General features: G+C 71.0%; 15 protein-coding genes. 8 read left to right on the top strand and 7 right to left on the bottom strand.

The features are described 5' to 3' along the window. Positions 1-22: 22 nt before the first annotated feature. Both QSK32_RS14715 and QSK32_RS14720 read right to left on the bottom strand, forming a co-directional pair. Positions 23-1,117 (bottom strand): calcium:cation antiporter, encoded by a 1,095-nt coding sequence (locus tag QSK32_RS14715; RefSeq protein ID WP_157410651.1) that lies wholly within the window; start codon positions 1,115-1,117, stop codon positions 23-25. A 26-nt stretch (positions 1,118-1,143) separates the two neighbouring features. Then, positions 1,144-1,440 (bottom strand): Rdx family protein, encoded by a 297-nt coding sequence (locus QSK32_RS14720; protein WP_245673754.1) that lies wholly within the window; start codon positions 1,438-1,440, stop codon positions 1,144-1,146. Between the two features lie 10 nt (positions 1,441-1,450). On the opposite strand from QSK32_RS14720, the gene QSK32_RS14725 reads away from it, so the two are divergent. From QSK32_RS14725 to QSK32_RS14735, 3 genes are all read left to right on the top strand, one after another. Next, positions 1,451-2,323, top strand: coding sequence for an SGNH/GDSL hydrolase family protein (locus tag QSK32_RS14725; RefSeq protein ID WP_083448673.1), 873 nt, complete (start codon positions 1,451-1,453; stop codon positions 2,321-2,323). A 66-nt stretch (positions 2,324-2,389) separates the two neighbouring features. Beyond that, positions 2,390-3,199 carry a hypothetical protein gene (locus tag QSK32_RS14730; RefSeq protein WP_285472228.1) on the top strand — a complete coding sequence of 270 codons (810 nt, stop codon included), beginning with the start codon at positions 2,390-2,392 and terminating at the stop codon, positions 3,197-3,199. Continuing rightward, the gene (locus QSK32_RS14735) at positions 3,190-4,710 is read left to right on the top strand and encodes a class I SAM-dependent methyltransferase (protein WP_285472229.1); all 1,521 of its coding nucleotides are present in this window, start codon (positions 3,190-3,192) and stop codon (positions 4,708-4,710) included. Before QSK32_RS14730 ends, QSK32_RS14735 begins: the two co-directional genes overlap by 10 nt. Positions 4,711-5,563: 853 nt before the next feature. Here QSK32_RS14735 and QSK32_RS14740 read toward each other — a convergent pair. Together QSK32_RS14740 and QSK32_RS14745 are read right to left on the bottom strand one after the other, a co-directional pair. Continuing rightward, positions 5,564-6,685 (bottom strand): glycosyltransferase, encoded by a 1,122-nt coding sequence (locus QSK32_RS14740; protein ID WP_285472230.1) that lies wholly within the window; start codon positions 6,683-6,685, stop codon positions 5,564-5,566. Beyond that, complete coding sequence (locus QSK32_RS14745; RefSeq protein ID WP_285472231.1) at positions 6,675-7,718, bottom strand: glycosyltransferase family 2 protein; 1,044 nt, start codon at positions 7,716-7,718, stop codon at positions 6,675-6,677. Before QSK32_RS14745 ends, QSK32_RS14740 begins: the two co-directional genes overlap by 11 nt. A gap of 284 nt (positions 7,719-8,002) precedes the next feature. Between QSK32_RS14745 and QSK32_RS14750 the strand changes: the two genes are divergently transcribed. After that, positions 8,003-10,498 carry an HAD-IC family P-type ATPase gene (locus tag QSK32_RS14750; protein WP_285472232.1) on the top strand — a complete coding sequence of 832 codons (2,496 nt, stop codon included), beginning with the start codon at positions 8,003-8,005 and terminating at the stop codon, positions 10,496-10,498. Between the two features lie 45 nt (positions 10,499-10,543). Here the strand turns inward: QSK32_RS14750 and QSK32_RS14755 are convergent, their stop codons facing one another. From QSK32_RS14755 to QSK32_RS14765, 3 genes are read right to left on the bottom strand one after another with little or no spacing between them, the layout of a single operon-like run. Next, complete coding sequence (locus QSK32_RS14755) at positions 10,544-12,319, bottom strand: CotH kinase family protein (RefSeq protein WP_285472233.1); 1,776 nt, start codon at positions 12,317-12,319, stop codon at positions 10,544-10,546. Beyond that, positions 12,320-12,997, bottom strand: a complete 678-nt coding sequence (locus tag QSK32_RS14760; protein ID WP_045739553.1) for a DUF4956 domain-containing protein — start codon at positions 12,995-12,997, stop codon at positions 12,320-12,322. A gap of 3 nt (positions 12,998-13,000) precedes the next feature. Next, entirely contained in the window at positions 13,001-13,876 is an 876-nt protein-coding gene (locus tag QSK32_RS14765) for a polyphosphate polymerase domain-containing protein (RefSeq protein ID WP_285472234.1), read from the bottom strand. Between the two features lie 176 nt (positions 13,877-14,052). Between QSK32_RS14765 and QSK32_RS14770 the strand changes: the two genes are divergently transcribed. The 4 genes from QSK32_RS14770 (at position 14,053) to QSK32_RS14785 (ending at position 20,489) form a co-directional block, all read left to right on the top strand. After that, a complete protein-coding gene (locus QSK32_RS14770) occupies positions 14,053-15,213 on the top strand; it encodes a sensor histidine kinase (protein WP_045739552.1) in 1,161 nt (386 codons plus the stop codon). Beyond that, on the top strand, positions 15,210-15,887 hold the full coding sequence (locus tag QSK32_RS14775; protein ID WP_045739551.1) for a response regulator: 678 nt from the start codon (positions 15,210-15,212) through the stop codon (positions 15,885-15,887). Before QSK32_RS14770 ends, QSK32_RS14775 begins: the two co-directional genes overlap by 4 nt. A gap of 76 nt (positions 15,888-15,963) precedes the next feature. Continuing rightward, positions 15,964-19,038: an efflux RND transporter permease subunit gene (locus tag QSK32_RS14780; protein WP_285472235.1), complete on the top strand. Its 3,075-nt coding sequence runs from the start codon at positions 15,964-15,966 to the stop codon at positions 19,036-19,038. Between the two features lie 140 nt (positions 19,039-19,178). Beyond that, positions 19,179-20,489 carry a DUF4832 domain-containing protein gene (locus QSK32_RS14785; RefSeq protein WP_285472236.1) on the top strand — a complete coding sequence of 437 codons (1,311 nt, stop codon included), beginning with the start codon at positions 19,179-19,181 and terminating at the stop codon, positions 20,487-20,489. Positions 20,490-20,640 lie beyond the last annotated feature (151 nt).

Genomic DNA, 20,640 nt, shown 5'->3' on the forward strand with positions numbered 1-20,640 from the left:
CCCGGCCGGACCGACGCGGGGGTCAGGGGCTCGCGGCGAGGAAGAGGAAGACGGCCAGCAGGCTCAGGTGCAGGCCGCCCTGAAGGATGTTGGCGCGACCGGGGACCACGGTCAGCGTGCCGATCACGACGGTGAGGCCGAGCAGCACCATCTGGGTGCCGCCCAGTCCCAGCAGCAGCGGCCCGGGCAGCCAGATCATCGCGGCGGCGATCGCCGGAATGGTCAGGCCGATGCTGGCCATCGCCGAACCCAGCGCCAGGTTGATGCTGGTCTGCATGCGGTCCCGGGACGCGGCCCGGACCGCGGCGATGGTCTCCGGGAGCAGGACCAGCAGGGCGATCACCACGCCGACCACCGACTGGGGCAGGCCGGCGTTCTGGACGCCGGACTCGACCGCCGGGGAGACGCCCTTGGCCAGGCCCACCACCGCGATCAGCGCCACCAGCAGCAGTCCGAGACTGGTCAGGGCGGTCCGGCGCGACGGCGCGTCGAGGTGCTCCTCGGCGTCAATCACCTCGCCGGAGGTGGTGATCGGCAGGAAGTAGTAGCGGTGGCGGCGGGTCTGGACACCGACGAAGAGCAGGTACAGGCCGAGCGAGACGACCGCGGCGAAGCCCAGCTGGGCGGGGGTGAACTGCGGGCCGGGGCTGCTGGTGGTGAAGGCGGGCAGCACCAGGCTGAGGGTGGCGATCGCGGTGACGGTGGCGAAGGCCGCGCCCGTGCCCTCCGGGTTGAACACGGCTATCCGGCGGCGCAGCGCTCCGACCAGCAGCGAGATGCCGAGAATGCCGTTGCAGGTGATCATGACGGCGGCGAAGACGGTGTCCCGGGCCAGCGACTGCGAACTCTCCCCGCCGCTGATCATGAGGGTGACGATCAGGGCCACCTCGATCACGGTGACCGCCACCGCCAGGATCAGCGAGCCGTACGGTTCGCCGACCTTGTGGGCGACCACCTCGGCGTGGTGCACGGCGGCCAGCACCGCGGCGGCCAGGAACAGCGAGATGACCACCACCGCGGCCGGTGGCAGGACGCGTCCGTAGCTGAGGAGCAGCGCCACGATCGCCAGGACCGGGGTGTACGCCGTCCAGTTCGACAGGGCGCTCTTGACCGTCACCCGTCCGACTCTGCCAAAGGGCGCGCTCAGGTGCCGGTCTTCCGGTCCGAATGGCCCAGGTCGCGGTCCGGGGCGATCCGGTCCCGGACCAGGCGTTTGAGGTGCGGCAGCTCCGGGAAGCCGCCCTCGGCCTTGCGCGACCAGAGCAGCTCGCCGTCGAGGCGGACCTCGAAGACACCGCCGACGCCGGGCACCAGGGCCACCTCGCCGAGGTCGGTGGCGAACGTGGTGAGCAGCTCCTGCGCGGTCCAGCCGGCCCGCAGCAGCCAGCGGCACTGGGTGCAGTACTCGATCTCGAGACGTGGGGTGCGCGCAGTGGTCACGCCGACGAGTATGCCGCGTGCAACCATCGGGGCAGTCGCCACCCGTCGTCAGGAGTTGTTCTCGTTGAAACCGCACCCGATCCTGGCCGTCACGGCGGTTCTGCTCACCGCCGCCTGCTCGTCCACGACCGCCGACGCCCCCGCCGCCGCCGAGAAGACGGCGGTGCCGGCCGCGACGGACTATGTCGCGCTCGGTGACTCGTACGCGGCGGGCCTGGGCGGCGGCGGGTACGCCCCGGGTTCCTGCCTGGTGAGCACGGCGGGGTCGTACCCGGCGTTGTGGGCGGCCGGGCGCACCGGCGACACGGTCGGCGAGGTCGTCAACAACGCGTGCAGCGGCGCCCGGATCGCGGACGTGGCCGAGAAACAGCTGTCCGCCCTGGACAAGAAGACCGGCTGGGTGACGGTGACCGTCGGCGGCAACGACGCCGGGTTCACCACCACCCTGCAGCAGTGCCTGCTCGGCGACGAGAAGACCTGCACGTCGTCGGTGAAGAAGGCGGTCACCGGGCTGGCGACGATGCCGGACGAACTGGGTGACCTGTTCACCACGATCCGGGACAGGGCGCCGAACGCGAAGGTGTACGTGCTGGGCTACCCCCACCTGGTGGTCGGCGCCGAGACCAGGTGTGACGCGCTGTCGGCGACCCGGCGGGAGGTGCTCAACGCGGCCGCGGACACTCTCGACGAGGCGATCGAGACACAGACCGGCAAACACGACGGGTTCACCTTCGTGGACGTGCGGAAGGCGTTCGAGGGGCACGAGGCGTGCGCGGACGAGCCGTGGATCAACGCGCTCGCCGACAACGTGTCCGAGTCGTTCCACCCCGACACGAAGGGCTACCAGGCGTACGCCGACGCCCTCGCGAAGGTCACCGGCTGACCCACCCGACGTCTGAGCGACGTCTCGTGTTCGCGTGGTGGACGTCTCGGCGCGCTTCGATGGGCCGTGCACCACGCCAACCACTACTACGGCCACTCGCATGTGCTGGCCCGGTACGCCGGATTCGACGGCGCCGGCCCGCCGCGGATCCGCGGGTACCTGCAGCACGGCTGGAACATCGGTGACGGCCTCGCCCCCGACCACGAGTACGTGCCCGGCATCCCGTCGTTCGTGTGGAGCGAGACGACCCGCCGCCGCGCCTGGTCGATGGGGCATCGTGGGGTGTACGTGACCGGCGCGCCGTGGGCCTATCTGGTCGCGGCGGCGCCCGATCTTGATCAGCCGAGGGAAGGCACCATCTGGTATCCCTTCCACGGCTGGGAGGGCCAGCACGTTCACGGTGACCACGACCGCCTGATCGCCGAGATCCGCGCCACCGAACCCGGCCCGGTCACCGTCTGCCTGTACTGGCAGGAGTACCGGTCGGTGCGGCTGCGCCGCCGTTACCAGCGGGCCGGTTTCCGGGTGATCTGCCACGGGTACCGCGGCGGCCGGTGGCGGGACCTGGACCCGGGGTTCCTCGACCGGCAGCTCGCCGAGCAGCGCCGGCACGCCCGGGTGGCGTCCAACCGGCTGTGCAGCGCCCTGCTCTACGGCATCCTCGCCGGGTGCGAGCCTGCCGTCTACGGCGACCCGATGCAGCTGCGCGACGAGAAGGACCTGTTCGGCGGGCGGTCCCGGATCCGCCGCCAATGGCCGGAACTGCACGGGGCGTCGGTCGACAACCGGGTGGCGCGGCAGATCGCGGTGGCCGAACTGGGCGCGGACCGGCTGATGCCGGCCGCCGAGATGCGGGAGCTGTTCCGATGGTCGTGACCCCCCTGCTGCTCGGCGGCGAGATGCCACACTGGTCCGACCCGGAACCGGCCGGCGGCGCGGTGCTGCGGGCCCTGGCCGCGGGCGCACACGGCGACACCCTGGTGGTCGGCCCGCACAGCCCGGAACTGATCGCGGCGATCACCGCCCGGCACGTGACGGTGCTGCTGCGCGGCGTCCCGGACGGTGAGGCGCTGCCCGGGCGCCCCGGGCTCGAGGTCTGCTGCGGAAGCCTGGAGAAGCTGGCGGCGGTCCCCGCCTACGACACCGTCGTGGCACTGGACGGGCTGGAGCGTACCGGCAGCACCGAGAGTCCCGGCCCGAGCTGGGCGGACGGGCTCGCCCAGCTGCTCGCGGTGCTGCGCCCCGGCGGGCGGCTGCTGCTCGGGCTGGCCAACCCGGTCGGTGTCCACGACCTGCTGGCCGGGGCGGCGGACCCCGGCGACGCGCAGTGGTCCGGCCCGCCCGGCGACGATCCGACCAGGCCGGTGGGGGCGGCCGCGCTGCGGGAACGGTTGCGGTCGGTGGGTCTCGACCCGTTGCGGGAGTACGCGGTCTTCCCGTCCCCCCGCCACCCGACCGTGCTGCTGGGGACGGCCGCACTGGCCGATCCGGCTCTGACCGGTTTCCTGTCGTCGGCGCTGCGCCGCACCGCCCCGCCGCCCGGCCCGCTGCTGGCCGATCCGCGGCCGGTCGCCGCCCGCCTGCTGCGCCACGGCCTGGCCGGGGCGATGGCCCCCGGGTGGGTCGTCGTCGCCACCAAGACCGGCGACTCCCCGCTCCCGCCCGCGCGGCCGTCGAACGCCACCACCGGTGGCGGCACCGCCGCCAGCTCCGTCGCCAGCGCCGTCGCCGTCGCCGGCCTGCCGGAGACGCTGATCGCCGACGGGCCGGTGCTGCGGCGCCTCTCCCCCGCGCCCGGCCGCGGCTGGGTGCACGAGGACCTGGCCGAGGACCTGCTGCCGGTGCCGCGGGAACTGCCGGCCGGCGAATGCCTGCACGACCTGCTGATGGTCGCCGGGCGCGGCCACGACCTGCCCGCCCTGCGGTCGCTGGTGACCGGCTGGCGGGACGGCCCGGCCGCCGGGGTGCCCGCCGACGCGGTGCTGGTCGCCCCGGACGGCCGCTACCAGCCACTGGCCGCCCCGGGCGAACCGGCGGAGGCGCTGCGCCGGTTCGCCGACGCGGTGCGCGACGAGGGCCTGCCCGCCGAGATCGCCGAGATCTTCGGGGTGATGACCGGCCGGCGGATCCGCCCCGGCGGTGCGGCCCTGCGCGAGCTCACCGCGGAACGGGACCGTCTGGCGCGGGAGCTGCGCGAGGCGATCACCCAGACCATCTGGTACGAGCGACAGGCCGCGTCCCGCGATGCCGAGCTGGCCCGCGCGTACCGGATCATCGCCCTGCTCAAGGGCACGGTGCCCGGCCGGGCCGCGACCGCCGTACGGGGCGGCCTGCGCACCGGCACGTCGTTCGCCCGGGCCGCCCTGCGCCGGATCCGCCAGCCCTGACCCCGCCGCGTCGTGGCCGGCCCAGCCCTCGCACCAGCCGCCGTCACCCAGCCGCCGCGCACGGCTGCAGTCACCCCGCCATCGCGCACGGTTCTTCGACCAGCCGCCGCGAACCGTGGACCACGGCCCGAGCAACCCAGCCGTCGCCCGTGGTCCCCTTCGAGGCCGCAACCCAGCCGTGGACAACGGCTCGGAACACTCAGCCGTCCTCCACGGCTCCTCACCAGCCGAAACGAACCGTGGACGACGGCTCAGCCGACCGAGCCGTCAGCCGTGGTCCATCGATGAGCCGACAACGACCGTGGACAACGGCCCGACCGGCTCTGCCGTCGACTGCGGTCCGTTCACCAGCCGAAAACGACCGCTGGCGACGGCCGGCGGGTTCCGAGCCGTCGTCGACGGTCGGCCGGCGTCGCAGGGAGAGCTGTGGGTGACGGCCGGCCACGGCTCGGCTTCCGCGCGCCAGCCATGAACGACGGCTGGCCGCTCTACGGGGCAGCCCCCATGCTGACTTGTCGCCCACGGCGCGGTGTTGATCAATCGCCCGCCGTGTTTCCGAGGTTTCGGGCGCCGGAAACAGCAGATACGCGGCGGGCGATCGATCAACTACGACCTGCTCGGCTGCCGATCTCTGCAGGACAACCGCAAACGACGGCTGGGCCGGTCCCGATACCACTCGGCACGAGTTGATCAAGAGTCTGACCGGGGCTTGTACCGACTGACATCGCGCTTGCCGAGCGGCACTTCCGGTCTCTTCGCGCGGCAGCACCGTTCCGTCACTCGCGGCCTCCCCACACTGCTGACGAAATCAAGGTGGGCTGGAGTGGGACAGGTCGAGAACCGGCGGGATGGGTCAGGTGGGAACGGGCGCGGAGGCCCCCGCCAGCTCGTCGTAGAGCTGCTCGAGACGTCCGGTCTGGGTGTGCAGGTCGAAGTGGGCGGCCACGTGGGCGTGCGCCCGGGTGCCCATCCGGCGGCGCAGGTCCGCGTCGCCCAGCAGGCGGGCGATGCTCGCGGCCAGGGCCACCGGGTCGGACTCCGGTCCGAGCAGGCCGGTGTCGCCGTCGACGACCGCTTCGGGGATGCCGCTGTGGTGGGTCGCCACCACCGGCAGGGCCAGCGCGCCGGCCTCCAGGATCGTGGTCGGCAGGCCCTCGGTGTCGCCGTCGGGGGCGGTCTTCGACGGGGCGGCCAGCATCCGCGACTCGGCCAGGTACCGCTGGACCACGTCGGGTGGCTGGGCGCCGACGAACGTGACGTCCAGGCGCAGGGTCTCGGCGCGGGCGCGCATCTCGGCGAGCAGCGGGCCGTCGCCGATCACGACCGTGCGCGGGCGCGGGGTGTGCAGGCCGGCCAGGGCGGTGAGCAGGTCGTCGACGCCCTTCTTGGCGACGAGACGGCCGACGAAGACGACGTCCCAGCGTTTCGGCAGGACCGGCGGGACGGCCGGGACGGGCACGCCGGTGTGGTGCACGCGGACGGTGTCCGGGCCGACGCCGCAGGCCAGGGCCCGGTCGCGGATCACGCCGGAGACGGCGAGGACCAGGGCCGCGCGCTGGAAGACGGTCCGCAGGTTGCGGCGGTACCGGATGCCGTGCAGTCCGGGCGCCGACGGCTGGCGGGTCACGTCGTGGCCGTGGACCGTCACGACCAGCGGAATGCCGGCCTGCCGGGCGGCGGCGCTGACCAGCCAGCCGTCGCCGCCGAAGTGGGCGTGCACCAGGCCGGGCCGCAGCCCGGTGAGGGTGTCGCGCAGCCGCGGTGACGTGCCGGTCAGGCGCAGCCGCAGGAGGTCGGCGCCGCCGTCCGGGAAGGTGATCACGTCGTCCGGGCGCGACAGGGCGGAGTCGATCCGGGTGGCGCCGACGTAGACCGGCTGCCAGCGGCGCAGCGCGTCGCCCTGGGCGCGGACGAACGTCTCCGATCCGGGCAGCATCGCGCTGCGCCAGATCGCGACGCGGCGCTCAGCCGGCATCGCGTGGCACGGCGGCGGGGGTGGGCGGGCGCGGAACCGGCGAGCCGGGGGCTGAGGGGACGGCCCCCGGAGACGGGACGGGACCGGACGGCGCGGGCGCGGCGCGACGGCCGACGATCAGGTCGCGCAGGCGTTTGCGGACCCCGGCGGGCAGCGCCCAGATCTGCACGTGGGTCAGGTAGTCGAGCAGCCCCGGACGGCCGTGCGTCCGGGCCTCGGCGAGCAGTTCCCGGAAGTGCCGGCCCCGGCGGGTCGGCGCGGCCATCGAGCTGATCACGCTGAGGGTGAAGGCCGCGTACGCGCGGGGCGTGAACAGTTCCCGGCTGTTGCGCAGCCAGGTGAGCTGCTGCTCGTACGGCATCTCCAGGCTGATCCGGTGCCGGTTCTCGTCCTGGTGCCAGAGCACGAGAGGCTCCGGGGCGTAGATCAACTCGACGTCGTCCTCCCGCACGGCCCGCAGGGTCCAGTCGAGTTCCTGCTGGCGGCGCAGCCCGACGGTGAACGGCACCCGGCGCAGCAGTTCGGTCGGCGCCAGGATCGCCGACGTCTGGATGAAGCCGTCGCCGTAGAACAGTCCGCGGCGCACGGTCAGGTATTCGCTCAGCGGCTCCCCCGGCGACGGCAGCCGGCGGGGCATCACCGAGTCGGCCCGCGGCGTCCGGTTGATCAGCCGGCAGGCCACCACCGGCGACGGCTTCGACGAGGCCAGCGCCAACTCCAGCTGGGCGGCGATCTTCGTGGGCAGCCACTCGTCGTCGTCGTCGAGCAGCGCGGTCCACCGGGCCCGCGCCTCGTGGGCGCCGACGTTACGGGCGTGCGGCGCCTTGCCCCGCTGCGGCAGCTCGACCACCCGCAGCCGCGGGTCCCCGACCGCGGCGAGGGCGGCGACGGTCGCCGCGTCGGGGCCGTCGACCACCACGATGCACTCCAGCGCGGCGTGGGTCTGCGCCAGCACGCTGCGCACGGCACGCAGGGCGAGGTGCGGGCGGTCACGGGTCGGGATGATGACGCTGACGTCCGGTTCTGCAGACATGGTCGCTCTTCTTCGCGGGAGGAGGCGGGCCGGGCGCGATCGAGACCCGACGATAAAGGGACCGGGCGGACGCCCCGTTAATGCCGGGCGACCGGTGGGCGGCCAGCCGGTAGGCATCTCCCCGCGCGCGCATGCCCCGGCGCCCGCGCTGCGGCCGTGCGCGGGCAGCGCCTCGCGGTGGTAGCCCCGGGACTCCCGGTCACGCGTACCAGAAAAACGCGTAACCGGACGCCCGGGCCGTGTGAAATGGAGGTCTTGACGGGTTCTACGGAACGGAATGCCTGATGCTCGCTCCGGCCGACGGTTTGACCGGGGCTGAGGCCGACGCCCGCCGGCGGCGCGGGGAGGCCAACACCGCCGTGCAGGGCGGGTCGCGCAGCTACGCGGAGATCCTGCGGACCAACGTCTTCTCGTTCTTCAACCTGATCCTGTTCGCGATCGGGGCGGCGCTGCTGATCCTCGGGCGCTACAGCGACGCGCTGATCAGTGTCGGACTGGGCCTGATCAACGCGGTGATCAGCGCGGCGCAGGAGATCCGGGCCAAACGCAAACTGGACCGGCTGCAGCTGCTGGAGAAGACGAACGTGCTGGTGGTCCGGGACGGCCGGGAGGCCGAGGTCGCGCCGGCGCTGGTGGTGCGCGGCGACGTGCTGCGGGTCCGGCCCGGCGACCAGATCGTGGTGGACGGCCCGCTGCTGGACGGCGGCCGGCTGGAGGCCGACGAGTCGTTGCTGACCGGGGAGAGCGACCCGGTGGTCAAACATCCCGGCGACGACCTGCGCTCGGGCAGCGTGTGCGTGGCCGGCGACGGACACCAGCTGGCCCGCGACGTCGGGGCGCGCAGCTACGCGGGCCGGCTGACCGCGGAGGCCCGCCGCGACAGCACCGACCGCACGCCGCTGCAGCGCAGCATCGATTTCATCGTGCGGCTGGTGATGGCGCTGACGGTGCTGATGAGCAGTGCCATCCTCGGGCAGGCGTTCCTGGAGGGGTTCACCCTGCTGCGGGTCGTGCAGATCACCGCGGTGCTGTCCGGTCTGGTGCCCTACGGGCTGTTCTTCCTGATCGCGCTCGCCTACACCGCGGGGGCGGTCCGGATCGCCCGGCACGGCGCGCTCGTGCAGCAGGTCAACGCCGTCGAATCGGTCAGCAACGTGGACGTGGTGTGCACCGACAAGACCGGCACGCTGACCACCGGCCGGCTGACCGTCGACGCGATCGTCCCGCTCGGCGCGTATGAATACGCCGAGGTGGCGGCGGCGCTCGGCAGTGTCGCCCACCACGTGTCCACGCCGAACCTGACCGCGCTGGCGCTGGCCGCGGCCCTGCCCGGCGAGCCGTGGGAGGTGCACGACGAGGTGCCGTTCTCGTCGTCGCTGCGCTGGTCCGGGCTGGCGACCGAGCAGGGTGTGTGGGTGCTGGGGGCACCCGACGTGCTCGGCCCGCGCCTGCTGCGGGACCCGCCGGCCGCGGAGATCAGCGAACGGACCGGTCAGGGACTGCGGGTGCTGCTGCTCGCGCACACGCCGGGCCGCGACGCGCGCCTGCGGGATCCGTCCGGGCGGCCGGACCTGCCGATGCTCGAACCGGTCGGCCTGGTCGCGCTCGCCGACGAGCTGCGCGACGAGGTGGTCCGGACCGTCGTGCGCCTGCGCGACGAGGGGGTACGCGTCAAAGTCCTGTCCGGCGACGACCCGCGGACGGTGGCCGCGATCGCCGTCCGGGCCGGGCTGGACGCGGCCACGGCGGTCCCGGGGGCCGACCTGGACGACCTGGACGATCCGGCGCTCGACCGGCTGGTCGCCCGCACCGCGGTGTTCGGCCGGGTCGCGCCGGAACACAAGGAACGCATCGTCGCCTCGCTACGCCGGCAGGGCCACTACGTGGCGATGATCGGCGACGGGGTGAACGACGCCCGCGCGCTCAAACAGGCGCAGGTCGGGGTGGCGATGCGCTCGGGCAGCGCGGTCACCCGCGACGTGGCCGACATCGTGCTCGTCGACGACAGTTTCGCCGCACTGCCCCCGGCCCAGCACGAAGGCCGGCGGATCATCAACGGGATCGCGATCTCGCTGTACGTCTTCCTGGCCCGGGTGGCGAGCCAGGGCCTGGTCATCCTGGCGGTGACGATGCTCGGGCTGAACTTCCCGTACTCGCCGACGCAGGTGGGCCTGACCATGTTCACGGTCGGGCTGCCGACGGTGTTCCTGACGTTCTGGGCGCAGCCGACCCGCCCGGACCCGCACCTGCTGCGCAACCTGGTGCGGTTCGTGGTGCCCGCCGCGGTGGTGACGGCCACGTTCGGCACGGCGATCTACACCGCGCTGTACGAGATGCTGGTCCGCGGCCTGACGTCGGGCCGGCGCACTCCGGCGGAGGTGATCGACGACTTCGAGCAGTACACCGGCCTGCAGTACGGGGTGGACGCCGACTTCACCACGGCGTCGGCGACGATCCTGGCCCAGACCGGCCTGTCGACGTTCTTCTGCTTCGCGTCGTTCATGCTGATCCTGTTTTTGGCCCCGCGGTCCCGTTTCTTCGCCGCGTGGACGAAACCGACCGGTGACCGCCGGCCGTCGATCCTGGTCCTGGCCTTGACGGTGACGTTCTGCGCGGTGGTGTGCGTGCCGGCGCTCTGGGACTATTTCGGCCTGGTCGGCCCGTCCCGGCCGGTCTTCACGATCGTGCTGCCGGCGCTGGTCCTCTGGTACGCGACACTGACCGTCGTCTTCCGCCTGCGCCTGTTCGACCGCCTGCTCGGCCTGCGCCCACCGCGCTGAGCGGGACGGCCGGCCCCGGACTCCGGAGCCGGCCGCTGCCTGCGCTCAGCCGGTGATGAACTCGTTGGTGGCGAGGAACTGGGTGCGTTCACGCAGGAAGGTGCGCAGCGTTTCGGCCTCGGTGGCCAGGGCGTCCTTGTCGGCGCCGTCGACCGTGGCGACCACCTCGGTGATGGCGTTCAGGATGTTCAGCGCGGACGCGTTGCCGTAGATCTTGCTGTACAGCTCCTGGTACGCCTTCTGGTAGACGTCGGCGAACGCCGCACTGGCCAGGAAACGCTCCTTCAGCTTGTGGCCGCTGCCGAAGCCGCCGCCACCGCCGCCGGGACCCGCGCCGCCGCCGGGCATCTGGCCGCCTTCGGGCATCTCGAAACCCTCGGGGAGTTCCATGCCCTCGGGGAGTTCCATGCCCTCCGGCAGCTGGAAGCCACCACCCTGCTGACCCTGCTGGCCGCCCCGCATACCGCCGCCCATGCTGACCGATTCCTTCGGGTCCTGGGTGGCGCTGCCGGACAGGGTCAGGTTGTAGTCCCAGCCGACCACCGAGAACTTCTTGGTGGTCAGGTCGTACCAGAGGTAGTAGTTGCGGCCCGGGCCGGCCATGTCGTCGAAGTTGACCAGCAGGTTCTGGGTGGCGACGTACCGCGCGAACGACTCGACGTCGACGTGATCGGCCAGGCCCGCGTCGAACTCGGCGTCGGAGGCGCTGTTCACCCACCGGATCAGTTCGATGACCGGCTGAAGATCCTGACTGCCCTTCTTGTTGATCTGTTTGAAGTCGTCGGCGTACTCCGTCTGGTCGTCGCCCTGATCGGTGAACTGGCTGCTCGCCATGCTCTTGTAGAGCACACCGTTCGTGCCGATCGTGTCGGCGAAGTTCTCGTCGGGGTGCTCGACGATGAGGCGGGCGGCGGCGGGACGGTCGTTCACCGTGAAACTGGTGTACGCGTACCGCTGGGCCACCTGGCCGGCGGCGGCCAGGACGTTGAGCGTGACCGCCTCGTTGAGGACGTTCGCGCCGCCGCCCATGTTGCCGCCGACCCGCACCGAGATCTCCCGGTGCCCCTGGTAGCGGCGGCCCTCGACGAACTCGTCGAAACGGATCAGCCAGGGCAGGTCCTCGGGTTCCTCGGCCTTGAGGCTGGAACCGCCCATGCCGCCACCCATCCGGCCGCCCTGCTGACCACCCTGCTGCTCAGCACCACCCTGTGCCGGAGCACCGCCGGCCTGAGCCGAGGGGGCACCACTGGCCTGTGTCGACGGGGCACCACTGGCCTCGGCGGACGGGGCACCACTGGCCTGCGTCGACGGGGCACCGCTGGCCTGGGCCTGCGGGGCCTGCTGCCCGCCCGGCCGGCCCTGACCGCCGCCGGGGAAGCCGCCACCGCCCGGGCCGCCGCCACCACCGCGGTTGCCGCCCTGACGGGTCTCGCCGTTGCGGCTCAGGCTCTGCAACGTCGAGTTGCCCTTGAGCCGGATCCCCACGCTCGGGATCGTCGTCCCGTCGACCGTCAGATCCGCCTCCAGGTACTCCTTCTCGTTGTCGTCGAAGAACGCGTCCAGGATCTCCTGATAGTTCTCGTCACGGAACGTCAACTGAATGGTGTGCGCCTGCGTGGCGTCGAACAGGTCGGTGGTGCCGGCGATGTCGACGGTCACCTCGTCGCCGTTCTCGTCACTGGTGCTGGTCACCAGCGGGGCGACACGGACCGTGCTGAACACCACCGCGAACGCCAGCAGCGTGGCGGCGCAGGTGGCGAGCAACTTCCAGTAGTGCCGCACCCGGACCGGGATGCGGTGCGCGATCGAGCGGGGCAGCATCTACAGGTCCGTCTGGTCGTACCCGGTCAGGACCGTCACCCGCTGGCCGCCGGTACGCTCGCCGAGCGCGGCGATCAGCTGACCGGGTTCGGTGCCCTTCTTCAACCGGACCGTGTACATCAGCTCGGTCAGCGCCCCACCCCGGATGCTCTCGATGCTGACCAGCTCGAACTCGCTGGTGTGCGCGATCAGCACGTCCTGGATGTTCTGCGTGTAGTTGCCGTCCGGCGGGACCTGCACCTTCACGACCTGACGCTGGACGTTCGCGGCGAACCAGTTGAACCGGTACATCACCAGGATGATCAGGCTGATCGACACGGCGGCCACGATCGCCAGGGTGTAGAAGCGGGTACCGGCGGCCATGCCGACGCCCATCACCAGGAAGATGAACCCGACGTCACGGGTCTCCTTGATCGCGTTCCGGAAGCGGACCACGCTCAGCGCGCCGACCAGGGCGAACGCCCGGGCGATGTTGGAACCGACGACCAACATGATCAGGGCGATCAGCATGCCGAGGATGACCAGCGTCTGCACGTACGACTGACTGTAGGACACGTTGCGGTGCGTGAACCGGTACACCCAGGCGATGAACGCGCTGAGCAGGAAGGACAACGACAACGCGATGGCGATGTCGCCGACGCTGAACGTGCCGGACAGGTCTTGGACTTCGAAGGGCATGCCTCAGGCCTCACTGATTTCGTGATCGGGAATGTGGAAGATCGAACGCGGGACGCGACCGAACGCCTCGACGCTCTGGCAGTACTTGGAGACCCGGACGACCGACATGTTCAGTTCGGCCGCCAGGTCGGTGAGCCAGTACGGAACCCGCTCATTGGCCTTGAACTCGATGACCGACATCCGGGCGGGCACGATCAGCCGGTTGTCGGCGTCCGCGGCGAAGTCGAAGTCCCGGTCCCGGCCGCGGATGCGGTGGTCCATGGTGACCCGCAGCCCGACGTCCTCGGCCCGGCCGACGAACGCCTCCCGCTGATAGCCGGTCATCGCCACCGGCCGCAGATCAAGCGTGTGGATCAGCTCGAGGACCTCCTCGAGGAACACCCGCTGCGACCGGTCGTGTTCCACCATCTGCCGCCCGTCGCACAACTGGCGGGCCAGGTGATACGGCAGGGCGACCCGCCGTTTCTGGGTGACCCGGTTGACCCGCTGCTTGATCTCGATGTGCACGGTGGTGTCGTCGCCGACGTTGAACCGGTCGCCGTAGTGACGCACCCGCAGCTTGCGCCGGAACTTCAGCCCCTCGATCTTCTCCCAGTAGAACCGCAGGTCACGCGTGTCGTAGTAGGTGCTCCACACGCCGTACCCGCCGTTCGCGCCGTGACTGTCGAAGTCGAGGCGGCGCACCAGGTGCTCACGCAACACCGTGACCTGGTCACTCGGAAGCAGATACTTGATCTCGTACCGGTTGAAGGAGTGCAGCTTGCTCGGCGCCCGCAGGGCATGCCCCGCCTGGTCGTCACTGAGATGCTCCGGGACCGCAGGCGTCGCGGCGGGCTCTGGCGGTTCATCACGGCGGCGCAGGAAAGGCAGTCGCATCATGGGTCCCCATCAGAAGGGGTCCAGATCGATGCAAGCTCGGCGCTTCCTGTGAATCAGATCAAAACGCCGAATGAACTCCAGATGTACGCGTCAACGGTACTCCTGCCGTCGTAGTCCGCCCTACCGCGAACGGACGACTCCCCACCCACGCACCCGGCACTACCGTGGATCACGCCATGGTCATTCTTTATCGCCGTTTCCGGGCGCTGCTCACCCGATATCCCACCGTGGTCGACACCATCCTGGCGGCCGTCCTGACCGGGCTCACCGCCGCCGGGTACGTCGAGAACGCCAACAGATTCGCCGCACCGGCCCTGACCGCGATCGACTACGGCGCCGGAGTCCTGGCGTTCCTCGCCGTCGCCGGGCGCCGCCGCTGGCCCCGCGCCCTGCTGATCGGGGTCACCGCCACCCTCGTCTGGTACCACACCATCACCGGCCACGGGCATCCGCTGCTGGTGATGGCGGCGGCGATCGTCGCCTACACCGTCGCCGCCGGCACCGACCGGCGGACCACCCTGCAACTGGCCCTGGGCTGCGGCATCACCATCTACGTCGGCAACGTGGCGATCCACACCCACCTGTGGGCGCCCGAATCCCTCCCGCTGCTGCTCTGGATGGGCATGGCCACGGCATTCGGCGACGCCACCCGCAGCCGCCGCGCCTACCTGGCCGCGGTCGAGGAACGCGCCCGCCGCGCCGAACAGACCCGCGAAGAAGAAGCCCAGCGCCGCGTCATCCAGGAACGGCTGCGCATCGCCCGCGAACTGCACGACGTCGTCGCCCACCACATCGCGGTGATCAACGTGCAGGCGGCCGCCGCCAGCCACCTGCTGGACCGCCGCCCCGAACACGTCCGGCCGGCCCTCGACCACATCCGGCTGGCCGGCGACGCGGTCCTCAAGGAACTCGGCTCGATCGTCGGCGTACTGCGCCAGTCCGACGACCCGGACACCAGCACCGAACCCACCCCCGGACTGGCCCGCCTGCCCGAACTGCTGACCATGGCCGGACTCGACGTCACCCTGCACACCACCGGCGAGGAACGCCCACTGCCCGCCCTCGCCGACCTGGCCGCCTTCCGGATCGTCCAGGAAGCCCTCACCAACGCCCACAAGTACGGCACCGGCACCGCCACCCTCACCCTGACCTGGGGTTCCCACCGGCTCGGCATCGACGTGACCAACACTGTCGCAACCGGCGGCAGAACCGGATCCGGATACGGCATCGTGGGCATGCGGGAACGAGCGGCCGCCGCCGGCGGGCGCCTCGACACCCGCCACGACGCGGACAACTTCACCGTGACCGCCGAACTACCAGCCGAGGACAGCCCGTGATCCGTGTACTGCTCGCCGACGACCAGGCCCTCATCCGGGCCGGATACCGGCTCATCCTCGACTCCGAACCGGACATCGAGATCGTCGGCGAGGCCATCGACGGGCGCGAAGCCGTCGAGATGGCCCGCACCCTGCGCGCCGACGTCATCCTGATGGACATCCGGATGCCCGCCATGGACGGCATCGAGGCCACCCGCCGGATCGCCGCCGACGACGACCTCGCCGGAGTCCGCATCCTGGTCCTCACCACGTTCGAGAACGACGACAACGTGATGCTCGCCGTCCGCGCCGGCGCCAGCGGCTTCCTCGGCAAGGGCGTCGGCGCCGACGAACTCATCCACGCCGTGCGAGTGGTGGCCGCCGGCGACGCCCTGCTCTCACCCCGGGCCACCCGCGGCCTGCTCGACCACCTGCACAGCCAGCCCGGACCCGGCCCGGCCGTCACCGCCGTGCCCCTCGACGACCTCACCCACCGGGAACGCGAAGTGCTGATCCTGGTCGCCCACGGGTACACCAACGAGGAGATCGGCGAGAAACTGTTCCTCTCCCCGCTGACCGCCAAGACCCACATCAACCGGGCGATGGGCAAACTCGGCGTCCGCGACCGCGCCCAACTCGTCGTGGTCGCCTACCAGAGCGGCCTGGTCCGCGGCGGGAGTAGCCACCGCGGCTGACTACCCCATCCGTAGTAGCCCCGCGGACCGCCGCTGGACGACGCGCCACCCCCACCGGGCGGCCGACACTTCTGGCGTGCTGTCAAGGATCAGTATCGCCAACCGCAAACTCGTGGCCCTCATCGCCGTCCTGATCGCCGGGCTCGGCTGGTACGCCGCGACCTCGCTGAAGCAGCAACTGCTGCCCGACCTGTCGTTCCCGGCCGTCACCGTGGTCACCAGCTATCCCGGCGCCGGCCCCGAGGTCGTCGAACAGCAGGTCACCATGCCGATCGAGGACGCCGTGGCGAACCTGTCCGGCGTGGAGAGCATGACCTCCACCTCCGCCCAGGGCAGCGCCACCGTCCTGCTCATGTTCGACTACGACACCGACATCGACGACGCCGCCGGCGAGGTCGAACAGGCCGTGTCCAAACTCAGCGCCCGCCTGCCGCAGGACGCCGAACCCCAGGTGCTCACCGGCAGCACCGGCGACATGCCCACCATGGTGCTGGCCGCCACCTCCGACGGCTCCCTTCCCGCGCTCGCCACCGCCCTCAACGACAAGGTCGTGCCCGCGCTGCGCGGCGTCGACGGCGTCAACGACGTGTCCGTCTCCGGCACCCGCGACAAGATCGTCAGCGTCACCCCGGAATCCCCGGCCACCACCCAGGCGATCGTCGCCGCCCTCGGCAACCTCGGCGGCACCTCCTCCGCCGGGGCGATCACCAACAACGGCAAGGACCTCAGCCTCGCCGTCGGCACCTCGGTCACCTCCCTCGACCAGGTCAAGGACCTGTGGGTCAGCACCGGCAGCGGCAAACCCGCCCAGCTCGGCGACCTCGCCGACGTCACCCTCACCGACGCACCGGCCACCTCGATCACCCGCACCGACGGCAAACCCAGCCTCGGCGTCTCCCTCACCATGGACCACGGCGGCAGCTCCTCGACGATCTCCGACGCCGTCCGCGACCAACTCCCCGACCTGGAGACCGCCCTCGGCGCCGGCGCGACCCTGACCGTCGTCGCGGACAACGGGCCGTCCGTGCGGGAATCCGTCAACGGCCTGCTCGAAGAAGGCGCCCTCGGCCTGCTGATGGCCGTCGCGGTGATCGTCCTGTTCCTGCGGTCCGCCCGCTCCACCCTGGTCACCGCGGTCTCGATCCCGCTGTCACTGCTCATCGCGCTGATCGTCCTGTGGATCCAGGACTACTCCCTGAACATCCTCACCCTGGGCGGCCTCACCATCGCGGTCGGCCGGGTCGTTGACGACTCCATCGTCGTCCTGGAGAACATCAAACGCCATCTCGGGTACGGCGAAGAGCGCCGTACCGCGATCACCACGGCCGTCCGGGAGGTGTCCTCCGCGGTCATCTCCTCCACCCTGACCACCGTCGCGGTGTTCCTGCCGATCGCCTTCGTCAGCGGCATGGTCGGCGAACTGTTCGGCAGCTTCTCGATCACCGTCACCGCCGCGATGCTCGCCTCGCTGCTCGTCTCGCTGACCGTGATCCCGGTCCTCGCCTACTGGTTCCTCAAGACCCCTCAGGACGCCGCCGGGGTCCCGGCCGACGTCTACCGGGAACGGGTCGAAGCCGAGGAACGCCAGGGCCTGCTGCAACGGCTCTACCTCCCGGTGATCGCCTTCGCGGTCCGCCGCCGCAAGACCGTCCTCGGCGCCGCCGCCCTGCTGCTCGTCGCCACCGTCGCGATGGCCACCGGACTCAAGACCAGCTTCATCGACGAAGGCGCCCAGACCAGCCTCAGCGTCACCCAGACCCTGCCGGCCGGCACCGACCTGACCACCACCGACACGGCCGCCCAGAAGGTCGAGAAGGAGGTGGCCGCCCTCGACGGGGTCGACTCCTACCAGGTGGTTATCGGCTCGTCCGGCAACTTCCTCGGCGGCGGAGGCGGCGGCAACACCGTCAACTACACGATCAACCTGGCCGAGGACGCCGACGCCACCACCGTGCAGGACGACCTGCGCACCCGCCTCGACACGCTCACCGGCGCCGGGGAACTCGCCTTCGGCAGCGGCGGCGGCTTCTCCAGCAGCGGCATCGAGGTCTCGGTCAGCGCCGACGACGACGCCGCCCTGACCGCCGCCACCACCCAGATCACCACCGCCCTGGCCGGCGTCACCGAGGTCACCGACGTCACCAGCGACCTGTCCGAGAGCGCCCCGCAGATCAGCATCGTCACCAAGGGCGAGGCCGCCGCCCGGTACGGCCTCACCGACCAGCAGATCGTCGGCGCCCTCCGCCAGGCCGTCCAGGGCGCCACCGCCACCCGCGTCACCCTCGACGGCACCCAGCACGACGTCGTCGTCACCACCGGCGCCACCGCCCCGGACAGTGTCGCCGACCTCAAGGCGACCACCATCACCACCGCCGCCGGCCCGGTCGAACTCAGCGAGGTCGCCACCGTCACCGAGACGGACGGCCCGGTCCAGCGCACCCGCAGCGACGGCGACCGCACCAACACCGTCACCGCCACCCCGGTCGGCGACGACACCGGAGCAGCCAGCACCGCCGTGCAGGCCGCCCTCGACGGCGTCACCCTCCCGGCCGGCGCCTCGTGGGAGATGGGCGGCGTCGCCTCGCAGCAGGACGAAGCGTTCTCCCAGCTCTTCCTCGCCATCGCGGTGGCGATCGCCCTGGTCTTCCTGATCCTCGTCGCGGTGTTCCGCAGCATCCGGCAGACCCTGATCCTGCTGGTGTCGATCCCGTTCGCCTTCGTCGGAGCGGTCTTCCTGCTCCTGGTCACCGGCACCCCGATGGGCGTCGCCGCCCTGATCGGCATCCTCATGCTGATCGGCATCGTGGTCACCAACGCCATCGTGCTCGTCGACCTGATCAACCAGTACCGCGACCGCGGCATGACCGTCACCGAAGCCGTCGTCGAAGGCGGCCTGCGCCGGCTCCGACCCATCCTGATGACCGCACTGGCCACCATCTTCGCCCTGCTGCCGATGGCGCTCGGCATCACCGGAGCGGGCGGGTTCATCTCCCAGCCGCTCGCGGTCGTCGTGATCGGCGGACTGCTCAGCTCGACGGTCCTCACCCTCGTGCTGATCCCGGTCCTCTACACGATGTTCACCCGCTCGTCCGGCCCGGCGCCGGCCGCTCCCCCGCAGCCCGCGGAGAAGGAACTCGTCACTATTCAATGATCAAATTTTGGGTGACCCGCCTTGGCTGACCAACTTCGTTGATCAGTCCTCGGTGATCAGCTTTCGATGATCGTTTCTCGGTTGTCGACGCACGGGGCCGGTCGTCTCAGACGGCCGGTCCCCGTGCCGATAATCGGCATGTGGTCCCGTACCCCGCCAAAGCCGTCGCCGCAGCCACCGCCCTCGCCCTGCTCATGCCGGGCACGGCCACAGCCGCGGTCACAGCACCCACCAAGGTCACGAAGGTCTATGCCGCGTCCGACGCGATCTTCGCCAACCCGGGGCGGGGCTTCTTCACATACACCGAGACATACCTCTCCCAGCACGAACCACTGTCAGCGGCCGAGCTCTCCGACGCCCGGGTGAAGGAGAGTCACAGCCTCGTTTTCCGGAACTTCTACCTGGATGAGTATTCCGGGCGGGACACCATCACCGCGTCAGACCTGGGTCTGATCTCCGCCGATCTTGCGGCCGCCCGCACCGCCGGCGTCACCCTCGTGATGCGCTTCGCCTACACCTCGGCATCGGACGCCGACGCTCCGCTGAGCCGCGTCCTCAAGCACATCGCGCAGCTCAAGCCGATCCTGGTCGCCAACGCGGACGTGATCACGGCCCTGCAGGCAGGCTTCATCGGACGGTGGGGCGAGTGGTACTACACGCAGAACTTCACCGCCACCGACTGGTCCGACCGCAAACAGGTCGTCGCCGCCCTCCTGGCAGCCGCACCCGCCTCGGTGCCGATCCAGGTGCGGACTCCGGCGTACAAGCGAAAGATCTTCCCGAACGACGCCCGCATCGGCATCCACAACGACTGCTTCCTCGCCTCCGACGACGACTTCGGCACCTACACCGCACCGGACGACCGCACCTGGCTCGCCGCCCAGCCGGCATCAGCCCTGTTAGGCGGCGAGACGTGCCAGGTGTCGACCCGATCCGGCTGGGCCACCGCGAGCAAGGAGATGGCCGCCTACCACTGGACCTACCTCAACCCGACCTTCAACCAGGACGTCCTCGACTCCTGGGGCACCGCCGGGAGAGCCGTCGCGGCACGGAAGCTCGGGTACCGCATCCGCCTGGTCCGCGCGACCCTGCCCACCAGGAGCAAACCGTCGGGCACGGTCACCGCGTCGCTCACGCTCCTCAATGAGGGGTACGCTCCGCCGGCCCGCAACCGGCCCGTACAACTCGTGCTGACCAGCGGGAACCGTCGCATCGTCACGACGGTGAAGAGTGACGTCCGCACGTGGGCGCCGGGCAAGCCGGTGACTCTGAGCGTGACGTTCAAGGCGCCGTCACAGACCGGGGCGTGGGGGTTGTCGCTAATCCTGCCCGACCCGTCGGTGAAGCTTGCGTCCACTCCGGCATATGCGGTTCAGCTCGCGAACCCCGGGGTATGGAACCCGACCACCGGCCGGAATACGCTGGGAGCGACGCTGACTGTCGCCCGCTGATCCGCTTCTGATCGCTTCCGCCGGTTCCAGCTTTCCCGCTTCTGCCCGAGCGACCTCGGCGAGCTGGCCTTGATCGTCGGCTTGTACTCGACGTCCCACACCATGTCCGTACCCCCCACTCCCCGAAGCTTCCGCCACATCCAACACGGGA

The organism is Actinoplanes sp. NBRC 101535, from assembly GCF_030269225.1.
GTDB classification, from domain to species: Bacteria; Actinomycetota; Actinomycetes; order Mycobacteriales; family Micromonosporaceae; genus Actinoplanes; species Actinoplanes rectilineatus.

Excerpts from the sequence above, each read along its gene's own strand:
- QSK32_RS14760 (WP_045739553.1), bottom strand. The coding sequence starts at position 12,997 with ATGCCCTTCGAAGTCCAAGACCTGTCCGGCACGTTCAGCGTCGGCGAC.
- QSK32_RS14735 (WP_285472229.1), top strand. The coding sequence starts at position 3,190 with ATGGTCGTGACCCCCCTGCTGCTCGGCGGCGAGATGCCACACTGGTCC.
- QSK32_RS14755 (WP_285472233.1), bottom strand. The coding sequence starts at position 12,319 with ATGCTGCCCCGCTCGATCGCGCACCGCATCCCGGTCCGGGTGCGGCAC.
- QSK32_RS14765 (WP_285472234.1), bottom strand. The coding sequence starts at position 13,876 with ATGATGCGACTGCCTTTCCTGCGCCGCCGTGATGAACCGCCAGAGCCC.
- QSK32_RS14745 (WP_285472231.1), bottom strand. The coding sequence starts at position 7,718 with ATGTCTGCAGAACCGGACGTCAGCGTCATCATCCCGACCCGTGACCGC.
- QSK32_RS14725 (WP_083448673.1), top strand. The coding sequence starts at position 1,451 with ATGCCGCGTGCAACCATCGGGGCAGTCGCCACCCGTCGTCAGGAGTTG.
- QSK32_RS14740 (WP_285472230.1), bottom strand. The coding sequence starts at position 6,685 with ATGCCGGCTGAGCGCCGCGTCGCGATCTGGCGCAGCGCGATGCTGCCC.
- QSK32_RS14750 (WP_285472232.1), top strand. The coding sequence starts at position 8,003 with ATGCTCGCTCCGGCCGACGGTTTGACCGGGGCTGAGGCCGACGCCCGC.
- QSK32_RS14770 (WP_045739552.1), top strand. The coding sequence starts at position 14,053 with ATGGTCATTCTTTATCGCCGTTTCCGGGCGCTGCTCACCCGATATCCC.